8 protein-coding genes and 1 pseudogene are annotated in these 11,660 nt (G+C 58.8%); 4 read left to right on the top strand and 5 right to left on the bottom strand.

Annotated elements, in window-relative coordinates; translation table 11 throughout:
* Positions 1 to 146: 146 nt before the first annotated feature.
* Positions 147 to 749, top strand: a complete 603-nt coding sequence (locus tag CQ019_RS01710; RefSeq protein ID WP_105568783.1) for a TetR/AcrR family transcriptional regulator — start codon at positions 147 to 149, stop codon at positions 747 to 749.
* A gap of 42 nt (positions 750 to 791) precedes the next feature.
* Here CQ019_RS01710 and CQ019_RS01705 read toward each other — a convergent pair.
* From CQ019_RS01705 to CQ019_RS01690, 4 genes and pseudogenes are all read right to left on the bottom strand, one after another.
* Positions 792 to 1,786 (bottom strand): annotated as a pseudogene (locus CQ019_RS01705) (NADP-dependent oxidoreductase).
* Between the two features lie 174 nt (positions 1,787 to 1,960).
* Positions 1,961 to 3,559, bottom strand: coding sequence for a chaperonin GroEL (groL, locus tag CQ019_RS01700; RefSeq protein WP_096283021.1), 1,599 nt, complete (start codon positions 3,557 to 3,559; stop codon positions 1,961 to 1,963).
* A 100-nt stretch (positions 3,560 to 3,659) separates the two neighbouring features.
* Positions 3,660 to 3,956 carry a co-chaperone GroES gene (gene groES / locus CQ019_RS01695; protein WP_096283020.1) on the bottom strand — a complete coding sequence of 99 codons (297 nt, stop codon included), beginning with the start codon at positions 3,954 to 3,956 and terminating at the stop codon, positions 3,660 to 3,662.
* Between the two features lie 192 nt (positions 3,957 to 4,148).
* Positions 4,149 to 5,690, bottom strand: coding sequence for an amino acid permease (locus CQ019_RS01690; RefSeq protein ID WP_258133867.1), 1,542 nt, complete (start codon positions 5,688 to 5,690; stop codon positions 4,149 to 4,151).
* Positions 5,691 to 6,187: 497 nt separating this feature from the next.
* Between CQ019_RS01690 and CQ019_RS01685 the strand changes: the two genes are divergently transcribed.
* Together CQ019_RS01685 and CQ019_RS01680 are read left to right on the top strand one after the other, a co-directional pair.
* Positions 6,188 to 7,429: a class I SAM-dependent methyltransferase gene (locus CQ019_RS01685; protein WP_105568781.1), complete on the top strand. Its 1,242-nt coding sequence runs from the start codon at positions 6,188 to 6,190 to the stop codon at positions 7,427 to 7,429.
* Positions 7,430 to 7,586: 157 nt separating this feature from the next.
* Complete coding sequence (locus tag CQ019_RS01680) at positions 7,587 to 8,729, top strand: glutamate--cysteine ligase (RefSeq protein WP_105568780.1); 1,143 nt, start codon at positions 7,587 to 7,589, stop codon at positions 8,727 to 8,729.
* Positions 8,730 to 9,444: 715 nt separating this feature from the next.
* Here the strand turns inward: CQ019_RS01680 and CQ019_RS01675 are convergent.
* Complete coding sequence (locus tag CQ019_RS01675; protein ID WP_105568779.1) at positions 9,445 to 9,783, bottom strand: hypothetical protein; 339 nt, start codon at positions 9,781 to 9,783, stop codon at positions 9,445 to 9,447.
* Between the two features lie 657 nt (positions 9,784 to 10,440).
* Between CQ019_RS01675 and CQ019_RS01665 the strand changes: the two genes are divergently transcribed.
* The gene (locus tag CQ019_RS01665) at positions 10,441 to 11,655 is read left to right on the top strand and encodes an ABC-three component system protein (RefSeq protein WP_219844233.1); all 1,215 of its coding nucleotides are present in this window, start codon (positions 10,441 to 10,443) and stop codon (positions 11,653 to 11,655) included.
* The last annotated feature ends 5 nt before the right edge of the window (positions 11,656 to 11,660 follow it).

Raw genomic sequence — 11,660 nt, 5'->3', positions numbered from 1 at the left:
CCCCTCGGGCCCGGGCGAACTGATTCTGTCACAGTGGGCGCGCCCGGCCCGCGGTGCTGGAGCGTTGAGCGACCGAACCCGCGCCCGGACGATATTGACTAGACTCATGATTAATTCTATTCACGTTTGCTCCAGGAGATTTCCCGATGCCACCGACTCCCCCGCCGCCAGGGCGGCGTGAACGCAATAAGCAGGCAAAGCTTGAACGGATCATCGCCGCGGCCAGCGAGCTATTTGCCGCCCGCGGCGTTGATGAGGTCACCACCCAGCAGGTCGCCGATGCGGCGGACATCGGCACCGGCACGCTCTTCCTCTATGCCAGGACGAAGGGCGAGCTGCTGCTGCTCGTGCAGAACCACCACTACGCAAACTCACTAGAGCAGGGCATCGAGGCGGCCGCCGAGGCCTCGAATGCGCTCGACGCGATCATGGCGCTGCTGCTGCCGGTGATCGAGTGCAACCGGGTGCAGGTCGAGAACGGGCGCACCTACCTGCGCGAAATGCTCTTCGGCGATCCGACCGAACCGCATCATGGCGAAGCGCTGCAAATCGTGGGACGCACCGAGCAGGCCATCGCCGACATCCTGATCGAGCATCGGGGCCTGGACGCGGCAAGAGCGGCCACACTGGCGCGAGTCATCTCCTCGGTCCAGTTCGTGGCCATGGCTTCGGTCATCGACCCGGAGATCTCCATTGCGCAGCTAGCCAAGGGCGTGCGCGTCCAGATCGACGCTGTCCTTCCGGAGTAGCCGGCGGGACACAGTGCAGAACGGGAAGATGGGACATCCCCGCTAGGGCACGGTGATGACCACCTTTCCCCGCAGGCCGCCTTCAACTAAGGCGCCAAGGGCTTCGGGGACTTGAGCAAAGCCAAAGGTCTTGCCGACGACCGGTTTGATGGCACCGGAGTCCACCAGCTCGGCGATGCGGCGCAGCTGGCTTCCGCTGGGCGCCATGAAGAGAAACTCGTATTTCACGCCCAGGCTCTTGGCTTGCCGGCGTATTTTTGAGCTGAACGCACGGGTCACCAGCCCCATGACGGGATTCAAGCCGTTTTCTGCGGCAAATTCCGGGGTGGGCGGACCGGTAATTCCGATGGCCTTGCCGCCGGCGCGAAGGATCGTCAACGACTTGGACAGGTTCTCACCACCGAGGCTGTCCAGCACCAGGTCGAAATCGGACAGCTCCGCTGCGAAATCCTGGCTCCGGTAGTCGATCACCTGGTCGGCTCCCAGGGCACGCAGGAACTCGGCGTTCTTTGCGGAGGCAGTGGTGACCACGTGGGCTCCGAGGTGCTTGGCCAGCTGGATGGCGATGGTGCCCACGCCGCCGGCGCCGGCATGGATGAGGACCTTTTGCCCTGGCTGCAGGTTCCCCGCTCGACCAGCGCCTGCCAGGCGGTGAGGGCCACCAGGGGAAGCGAGGCGGCTTGCGCCTCGTCGATCGCCTTCGGCGCCAGTGCAACTTCCGACTCGTCGACTGCGATGCGTTGGGCAAAGCCTCCGATCCGGTGATCGCGCGGCCGGGCATAGACCCGGTCTCCGAGGGCAAAGCCTTGGACGCTTGCCCCGAGGGCAATGACGGTGCCGGCGACATCGTGGCCGAGGACCAGCGGCAGCTTGTAGGGCAGGATCGCCTTGAATTGACCCATGCGGATCTTCTCATCTAGCTGATTTGCGCCGGCCGCCGCGATGTCGATGAGCACATCATGCTCCCCCACGCCGGGTTCCGAGACCTCGGCTTCCCGCAGGGTGCCCTTGTATTTCTCGATAATGAATGCGCGCATGCGTGATCTCCTGGTGCAAGATGGTTGCCATCGTCGATTAACTGATTCAAATCAATTATGAGCGCGCTCATTAATGCTGTCAACGGTACCAAGGGTCACATCAGGACAGCAAAAAGCCGCCGCCTCCCCCGCAAGACCCAAGTCCTTAGGGGAAGCGGCGGCTTCTCGGTACTGCTAGTGGGCGTGAGCCTCTTCCTCGGGAGCCTTCTCGGCAACCAAGGTTTCGGTGGTCAGCACCAGGGCAGCGATCGATGCCGCGTTGAGCAGCGCCGAACGGGTGACCTTGACCGGGTCGATGACCCCTGCGTTGAGCAGGTTCTCGTAGACGCCGGTCTTGGCGTTGAAGCCCTCGTTCGGGCCGGTTTCGGCCACCTTCGAGGCTACTACCGCGCCGTCGAAGCCGGCGTTAGTAGCGATCCAGAACAGCGGCTGAACCAGGGCGCGGCGCACAATGCCCACGCCGGCTGCCAGATCGCCGGTCGCCGAGGCGACGCGTGCGTCTTCGTCCAGTGCCGAGAGCGCGTCAACCAGTGCGGTACCGCCACCGGCGACAATGCCCTCTTCAAGCGCCGCACGGGTGGAGGACACTGCGTCCTCGATGCGGTGCTTGCGTTCCTTGAGCTCAACCTCGGTGGAGGCGCCGACCTTGATGACACCGATGCCGCCGGAGAGCTTGGCCAGGCGTTCGGCCAGCTTCTCGCGGTCCCATTCGGAGTCGGTGCGGGCGTGCTCCGCACGCAGCTGGGCTACGCGCTCGGCGACATCTTCCTCGGTTCCGGCGCCATCAACGATGGTGGTCGAATCCTTGGTGATGGTCACGCGGCGGGCGGAACCGAGAACCTCGGTGCCGACCTGGTCCAGCTGCAGGCCGAGCTCGGCCGAGACAACCTGGGCGCCGGTGAGGATCGCCAGATCCTGCATCATGGCCTTGCGGCGGTCGCCGAAGCCCGGAGCCTTGACGGCTACCACGTTCAGCAGGCCGCGCAGCTTGTTGACCACCAGCGTGGACAGGGCTTCGCCCTCGACGTCCTCGGCGATGATCAGCAGCGGCTTCTTGGTCTCCAGCACCTTTTCCAGCAGCGGCAGGAATTCTGCCACGGTGGAGATCTTGCCCGGGTTGATCAGCACGACGGCGTCTTCCAGGACAACTTCCTGGCGTTCCTGGTCGGTGATGAACTGCGGGGACAGGTAGCCCTTGTCGAACTGCATGCCCTCGGTGAGGACCAGTTCGGTGGCGGTGGTCGAGGACTCTTCGATGGTGATGACACCGTCGGTGCCCACGGTCTTGAAGGCCTCGGCCAGCAGTGCGCCGATTTCCTCATCCTGTGCCGAGATGGCTGCCACGTTGGCGACCTTGTCTTCGACCGCCACGGCGTTGGCCTTCAGGCGTTCGGCGACAATCTCCACTGCCAGTTCGATGCCCTTGCGGATATCGCCCGGTGCGGCGCCGGCCGCTACGTTCTTCAGACCTTCCTTGACCAGTGCCTGTGCCAGCACGGTCGCGGTGGTGGTGCCGTCGCCGGCCACATCGTTGGTCTTGGTAGCGACTTCCTTGGCCAACTGCGCGCCAAGGTTCTCGTATGGGTCTTCCAGATCGATCTCACGCGCAATGGTGACACCGTCGTTGGTGATGGTCGGGGCGCCCCAGCTCTTGGCGAGCACCACGTTGCGGCCGCGTGGGCCGAGGGTGACCTTCACCGTGTTTGCGAGCTTATCGATGCCCGCTTCGAGGGCGCGTCGCGCTTCCTCGTTGAATGCTAGCTGCTTAGCCATGCATTAACTCCTGAAATAGCATCGGTCGCAGTTCGGCCCCGAACCCCGTCAAACGCGTTCGCGTTAAAGGAGTTGGGACCGGAGAGCTGCGAGGTTGGCGTTACTTTACGACGACAGCCAGGACGTCGCGAGCCGAGAGCACCAGGTACTCTTCGTTGCCGACCTTGACCTCGGTTCCGCCGTACTTCGAGTACAGCACCACGTCGCCTTCGGCAACGTCCAGAGGAATGCGGTTGCCGTTGTCGTCAACGCGGCCTAGGCCTACTGCAACAACGGTGCCTTCCTGTGGCTTTTCCTTGGCGGAGTCAGGGATGACCAGACCGGAAGCGGTGGTGGTTACGGCCTCGACCTGCTTGATGACGATACGGTCTTCGAGTGGCTTGATGGAGACAGACATGGTCTCTCCTTTTCGTGTATGAACCAATGAATGTAGGGTTTCGCCCTATGGCATTGGACCAACCGTCGTCGCGGTGCCAGTTGGTGTGATCCAGTCAGGCGGTGTGTCATTTCAAAAGGGACAAACGTCTCTTTCAAGTTGACACCCACAGATGACTTTAGGCCGTGGATTAGCACTCGGTCAAGGTGAGTGCTAACGATTGACCGTGTTCGTCACACTGGTTCGCCCAGAGCGCACTGCGGCCGACTCCTCGATGTCCTCCGGGGCGGAGAGATCCATCTCGGAAAGCTTGACCACCTTGGACTTGGTGACCATCCGGTGCACCAGCCACAGCCCCAGGAACAGCGGCAGCCCGATATAGGCCGAAAGCACTTCCAGCCCATGCCCGGCCATCACCGCCTGGTAATTCTGCCCGACAATCACGGCAATGAGCATCACGAAGGCCACGATAGGTCCCAGCGGGAACAGCGGCGCGAGATAGGGCAGGTCCTTGACGCTGTAACCTTGCGCCAGATAGCCCCGGCGGAAGCGGTAATGCGAGATGGCGATACCCACCCAGACGATGAAACCGCACAGCCCGGAGACATTCAACAGCCAGGTGTAGGCGGCACCTTGTCCCACCAGCGCCGTCAGGAAGCCGAACAGGCCTACTGCCGAGGTGGCCAGCAAGGCCATGATCGGCACCCCGCGGGAGTTGGTACGTCCGAAGATCTTAGGCGCCTTGCCGTCGTGGGCCATGGAGTAGAGCATGCGGGTCGAGGCATAGAGCCCCGAGTTTCCCGCGGAGAGGATGGCGGTGAGGATGACCGCGTTCATTGCGGCGGCGGCAAAGGCGATGCCGGCGCGTTCGAAGACCAGGGTGAACGGCGAGGAAGCCACATCGGCTTCGCCGCTGGCCAGCAGACTGGGATCGGCAAAGGGAATCAGACAGCCAATGACGAAGATGGCGCCGATGTAGAAGAGCATGATGCGCCAGAACACCCGGCGGATGGCCTTCGGCACCTCGCGGCGCGGATCCTTGGCCTCGCCGGCGGCCACGCCCACCAGCTCGGTGCCCTGGAAGGAGAACCCTGCGATCATGAACACCGAGACGATAGACAGCCAGCCGCCGTGGAAGACGTCCTTGCCTTCGCGCCAATTGGCCAGCGGATCGGTTTGCGCGCCGAGCACCCCGAAGATCATCAGGATGCCGGCGGCCAGGAAGGCGACGACCGTGACCACCTTGATCATGGCCAGCCAGAATTCGCCTTCGCCGAAGGCCTTGGAAGACAGGGCGTTCAGCGCCGTGAGTGCCACCAGGAAGGCCCCGGCCCAGATCCAGCCCGGAACGTCGGGAAGCCAGAAGCTCATGACGATGCCGGCGGCCACCAATTCGGCCGCGACGGTAATGGCCCAGTTGAACCAGTAGTTCCAGCCGATGGCAAAGCCGAAGGAGGGCGAGACGAAGCGGGTCGCGAAGGTCTGGAAGGAACCGGCCACCGGGATCTTGGCGGTCATCTCCCCCAGCGACTGCATCAGCAGGTAGACCATAAGGCCCACCGCGGCGTAGGCAAGCAGCGCGCCACCCGGGCCTGCTTGGGCGATGGTGCCGCCGGAGGCCACGAAAAGCCCGGTGCCAATGGAACCGCCAATGGCGATCATCTGCAGATGGCGGCTGCTCAGCCCGCGCTTGAGCTGGTGCTGGGCCGGGTCCGTTCCCGTTGCTGGATTCTCCGCCGCGGTGCCACGCTGCACCGCTGCGGGTTGACTCGTGCTCTGCCTAAGTTTGTTCACAGGTGACATACAACACGAGGAGACGGGGTTGATGCGACGTGCGCCACAGCAGAGACGGGCCCGGCGAGCATCTCCCCCGCCAACAATGACACCACCTTCGGCCTCGAAGGCTCATGCCGCTTCGACACATGGGCCGGAGAAGAGTAAAGCATGAGCGTTGACACGGAGGACGAGATGGAAGGTGCCCCATTCAAGAAGCATGCTTTGCTTGGCCTTCGCCTATGCAAGAGTTAGTAACACTTACTCTAGTGATCAGTCACCTGCGCCGATTTTTGCACGGGCACGCCCGCAAAAAACCTCGGACTGAAGCGCCTCCCGCTGCATTTCATGGGGCTTGATAGCTCAGAACAAGCCCCATGAATATGACGCGCATTTGTCACATTGTGTCCCAGCACCTCCATCGAAGCCTCGAAATCCCGAACGCCGGGAAGGGCACCGGATGACGATAGGCTTGTTCCATGGCCCAGGCTTCAAATGATTCAACACTCAACGACCAATTCGCTGCCCTTCTTTCCCCCGAGGGGTGGGCTCTCTTGGCGACCGTCGATCCGTCCATGGCGGCAACCAAGGACGCGGCGTGGTCCTTGAACGAAAAACTGCGTAAGGAAGGTCACGACGCCCAGGTGGTGCGTGCGGTGATCTCTCAAGCCGAGCTTCGCTTCCGCGGCCGGGTCAAGTTCGGCCCTTTTGCCGACACCTTGATCTTCACGCCCGCCGGGCTTGAGCAGGCCACGCGTCTGACCATAGCCGGGCTGCATGCCCGCCGCTTCGTTCAGGCCGGCAGCACCCACGTGGCCGACCTGGGCTGCGGTATCGGTGCCGATTCCATCGCCCTGGCCAGCGCCGGGCTGCAGGTCACCGCCGTGGAACAGGATGAAACCACCGCCGCGGCGACCACCTTGAACTTGATGCCTTTCGAAAATGCCCGCGTAGTGCACGGCAGCGCCGAAACTGCGGACCTCACCGGCATCGATGGCGTATGGCTGGATCCGGCCCGACGCACCGACGTCACCGGCAGTACCCGCCGACTCTTTGACCCGGAGGCTTTCTCCCCTCCCCTGTCCTTCGTGGAAAAGCTCGTGGACTCCGGACTGGACGCCGGAGTGAAGCTCGGCCCGGGCCTGCCGCATGAAGCGATTCCGGCCGGCGCAGAGGCGGTGTGGATTTCAGATCATGGTTCGGTGATCGAAGCCGGGTTGTGGTTCGGCAAGCTGAAACGTCCGGAGGTGTCCCGCGCTGCACTGGTCATCGACAAGACCGGCGCTCACGAGCTGACCAGCAAGCTCACCGTGGAGCAGGACCCCCTGGCTCCCGTGGGTGAACTCGAGGCACACCTCTATGAACCCGACGGTGCGGTGATTCGTTCGCACCTCATTTCCACACTGCTCGACTCCACCGGCGGGCACCTGCTGGATGAGCACATTGCGTATTTCACGCACACCGAGCAGCTGCAGACCCCATTCGCCCGCGGCTTCAAGGTGCTGGAGGTCCACGACTACAACGTGAAGAAGCTGAAGTCCTGGGTGAAGGCCAACGGCATTGGCAGCTTGGATATCAAAAAACGTGGAGTAGATGTGCTGCCCGAGGAGCTGCGCCGCATCCTGCTGGCCGGTACCCCGAAGTCGGCGAAAAAGCATGCAACGCTCATTCTTGCCCGCATCGGCCAGAATCGTGTGGCCGTCGAGGTAGAACCGCACTAATCTATAGTGATGCACGTCCCACCGGATGAATGTCTTGGCTGGGGTGGCGCAAAACCTACAATAAGCATGGAAGGCCTTCGAATAATTCGATGGTTTAACCGTCTAGTTTTATTCGGCTCCGGAGCCTTCCGTCCGAGACATCAGCAAGAGGAGCGCCGTGCAGAAAATCGAGTTCGCCAACTCATCTCAATCCACCATTGGTGTTGAATGGGAAATCGCCTTGGTCAATCGCGAAAGCGCGGACTTGTGCTCGGTCGCCGAAAAAATCCTCGATCAGCTCAAGGAAGATGCCGGACTGGGTCACGAGGATGAACACCCCACGGTGAAGCCCGAACTGCTGATGAACACCGTTGAGGTGGTCACCGGGGTGCACAACACCGTCGCAGATGCGGCGGAAGAGCTACGCACCAATGTGCGCATGCTCAATGAGGTGGCTGCGAAGCACGGGGTGGATTTGTATTCCGCCGGTTCCCACCCCTTCGCCGCGCCGATCTCACAGCCGGTCACCGACAAGGATCGCTACGCCAAGCTGATTGACCGCACCCAGTGGTGGGGACGCCAGATGGTGATCTACGGGGTGCACGTACACGTCGGTCTGGACAGCCGCGACAAGGCCCTGCCGATCACCGACGGGCTGATCAACTACCAGCCGCATTTCCAGGCGCTCAGCGCCTCCAGCCCCTATTGGGGCGGCGAGGACACCGGGTACGCTTCGCAACGTTCGCTGATGTTCCAGCAGCTGCCAGCCGCCGGAATCCCTTTCCATTTTAATTCCTGGTCCGAATACGAATCCCATGTGGCGGACATGCTGCACACCGGCGTGATCGATGACGTTTCGGAAATCCGCTGGGACGTCCGCCCGGTACCTCGCTTCGGCACCGTGGAGATGCGAATCTGCGACGGACTGAGCTCCCTAGATGACATTGCCGCTATAACCGCGCTGACCCAGTGCCTGGTGCACGATATGTCCCTGGCCATCGAGGCCGGGTATAAGGTTCCGGTCATGCCGGCCTGGTTCCGTGTGGAGAACAAATGGCGAGCCGCTCGTTACGGGCTGGATGCCATCATCATCCTCAACGCTCAGGGCGATGAAATGCTCGTGACCGACCACCTGCGCGCCGAAGTGAAGCGTCTGGCACCGGTGGCCGAGCAGCTTGGTTGTTCCAATGAACTGCAGGGCATTATCCGGCTGATTGAACGCGGCGCCGAGTATCAGTTGCAGCGCATTACCTTCGCGGCGTCCGGTGGCGATTTCAAGGCTGTGGTGCATGAGAATGTGGCGCGGATGAAAGCTGTTTAGAGCAACCAAGCAGTAAAAGAGACAGACAATAGCTCAGTTAGATTCTGAATTGTCAGAATCTAACTGACCTGTATTTGTCTTCACCCAATATGAGCGACCGGCTGCACACCCATGACAGCATTCGACGGAGCTTGTTCGAGAAATCTACTACTACTAACCTTCAACTCTCTACTACTACTAACCTTCAACTCACTGCAGTGCAAGAATATCCCAATGCCTAGCCCGATTGTTTCAATGTGAGACCGAAAGCCGCTGATCTAGGATTCTTGTTAATCTCAGCGGTCTTTACTCGTTTCTGGTAATCTGACGAGGGATTGAGTTCGCCAGCCTATGAGGGTCACGACTATGTCCTTCATAGCTTTCAATCCGTTGACGGGCAGGGGCAAACGACAGGTACAGTCTGAAAGTAGCTCGTGTCTCCGGAACAGTCGCAAACTCTCGCAGATATTGATGATAAAGGTGGGGAGCCAAGCCTCTATTCCATGATGCACGGGATCAGGTGCTTAGTTTGCCGTCCACTCATGTTTGGTTTCCCAACTAGAATGAATAGCCGAATCCTCCTCCTCAGGATCCCACACCCCGGCCCTACGTGTGATCGGATGATCGCTAACTGAACCTTTGACAGGTAGCTCACTGCCAGGGGAGCCGAATGGGGCCATGGTCGGTTCACGGCCAACGCCCTTTGAGCAAGATTGCTCTAGTAGGAATGTTTCAATTACTTGTTCCGGTATTCGCATTCGCTGTGAGCTCGATGCCGACGGTTCAACTCCGCACTATCAAAGGTAGCCGCGTTGGTCGAAAAGGCTTTGACTTGATTCCCTTCCCATCCCTTCCCTTCCCTTCCCTTCCCTTCCGACTCTCTCAGCTTTGGTAGGGAAAGTGGCGTGCTGAACTGGTTTCCTAAGCTATTGAGGTCGTTCGGGATTTCACGAGAGACACCAGTTATGTTGGTGCGGACCATGATCATCTCAAAGACAATAGACACATCTTCGTCAAAGTGATCCTCAGGCAGCGCAACTAGGGATTGATTGAGGAATTCGATTCTTTCGCTCACACAACTCGCGCCTTTTTCCAGGTGTGCGTAAAGGCGACAAGGATTTCTCCGGTGACGTGGACCACCGGAGCGGAGTGTCGCAGATGGTGGGAGGAACTGGGTGAATCGATCTTCAAACAACGCACGGAAATGCAGAGCATCCAACTGGTCTGTCAGCGCTCCCAGCCTGACATAGACGGTCAGATATTGGGCGGCAAGTTCAACGAGTGGAGGCCGCGAGAGGCCAGTAATATTTGATCATCGAAATGGTGACCTTTGATTCATGAATCATAGATCTTGAACGCTCCTATTTCCTTCCCAACTCCAGATCTCCTTTTTGCTATTATTGAATACTAAATACGCGTACGCCGTGAAACCACTGGGTCAAAATATCGAGCCGTCACGACGAAATTCTGGTGACTTCAGTGCCTTGGCACCTTGCTGCAGTTGTGGTGCAGAACATGTACATGTAGGAGACCACGGTATTCACGCAAGGAAAGGCTATGTTGAAAAGGCACACCGCCGAAACAGAAGTCTGAAAAGATTAATATTCTCGGTAGGCTCTGACTAATTGATTGTAATGAATCTAAGGCTCGACCTACGAGGAAATCGGATGCGAATGCAACGATCAGGGATATTCCCCCAATCGAGGTTTCCAGTTCGAGAAAGGACTCTCGCGTGAATACGCTACCAAAAGACAAATACTCCGCGAGCGAACAAGGGCTTGGGTACATGTACCAACCTCAATTTGCTCTGCTCCGGCTGTTTGAGCTAGCTGAATCAACGGAGGTGTACATCGAAATGGATGATGATCTCGATTTTGTTGATCTCAACGGCGCAAAATCACTTGGCTCGTTGAAGCATAAGAGCGTCGGAGACCGACTAACCGACTTATCAGTCGATTTTTGGAAATCAGTACGCATTTGGATCTCTCGCTACAAGCGAGATTCGTTCCAAGAATCTGACTTAAAATTCCTGTTATTTACGACGTCTGAGATTTCACCCACGTCCTATCTCCATAAATTTAGTTCAAGGCTGACTAATTTGGGCGAGAACATAGCTGATGCGGTTATGTGCGCCAGGGAGGCACTGGAGCGTTCAAATACCGCATTATCTAAGGAGGTTCGTTCTGAGCTCGATAGCCTGACGGACGCACAGCGTGAAGATTTTTTCGCCCGCGTCACCATAATCGACTCGACACCACGTATATCTGACATCGCGGAAAAAATCATCAACCGACATATGCGAAGCATCTCCAGAGAATTTCGCCCCGCAATTTTTGATCGTCTACTGGGATGGTGGAGCCAGGAAATGATCTTGCTTCTTACTGGTGAACGCGCTGCTCCACTCTCCGGATACGAGCTTTCAGACAAGCTATCTGGTATTGCAGACGAGTATAAAACAAACAATCTCCCGATCCATTTCTTCGGAGCAACTCCAGAATATGAAATTGATGCTGAAGGTGACCAACGCCAGTTCGTCATACAGCTCCGTGAAATCGGAGTCCAAACTGGAAGAATTCGAAATGCCATTCTTGACTATTATCGCGCGTACGCTCAACGCTCGGTTTGGGCTCGAGAAAATGTCCTAATGCCCGGAGAAATAGGCAGATTTGAAGCCAAACTTGTAGATGAATGGAGTCGTTATCGTGACGTTGTATTTGAGGATTTTGATGTCACGATAGCTAACGAAAAGCTAGCGGAAGCAGGCAAACAACTCTACAGGTGGGCAGATTTGGAAAGTGGAAATCTCGACTCTCTCCGGATACGGGAAAAGGTCACAGAGCCATACGTTGTGAGGGGCGGCTTCCATATTCTTGCCAATGAAAAACCGCAACCGAGAGTTTATTGGCACCCGACGTTTCTCAGCCGACTTGATGAAGTACTGGGGTAGGAATC

Origin of the sequence: Arthrobacter sp. MYb229, assembly GCF_002975405.1 — a bacterium.
GTDB lineage: Bacteria > Actinomycetota > Actinomycetes > Actinomycetales > Micrococcaceae > Glutamicibacter.
The sequence above is the reverse complement of the archived record's forward strand: the minus strand, read 5'-3'. Positions and strand labels throughout refer to the sequence as shown.

Bases quoted from the DNA above. Each gene is read 5' to 3' on its own strand.
- CQ019_RS01710 (WP_105568783.1), top strand. From the start codon at position 147: ATGCCACCGACTCCCCCGCCGCCAGGGCGGCGTGAACGCAATAAGCAG.
- groES (WP_096283020.1), bottom strand. From the start codon at position 3,956: ATGTCTGTCTCCATCAAGCCACTCGAAGACCGTATCGTCATCAAGCAG.
- CQ019_RS01685 (WP_105568781.1), top strand. From the start codon at position 6,188: ATGGCCCAGGCTTCAAATGATTCAACACTCAACGACCAATTCGCTGCC.
- groL (WP_096283021.1), bottom strand. From the start codon at position 3,559: ATGGCTAAGCAGCTAGCATTCAACGAGGAAGCGCGACGCGCCCTCGAA.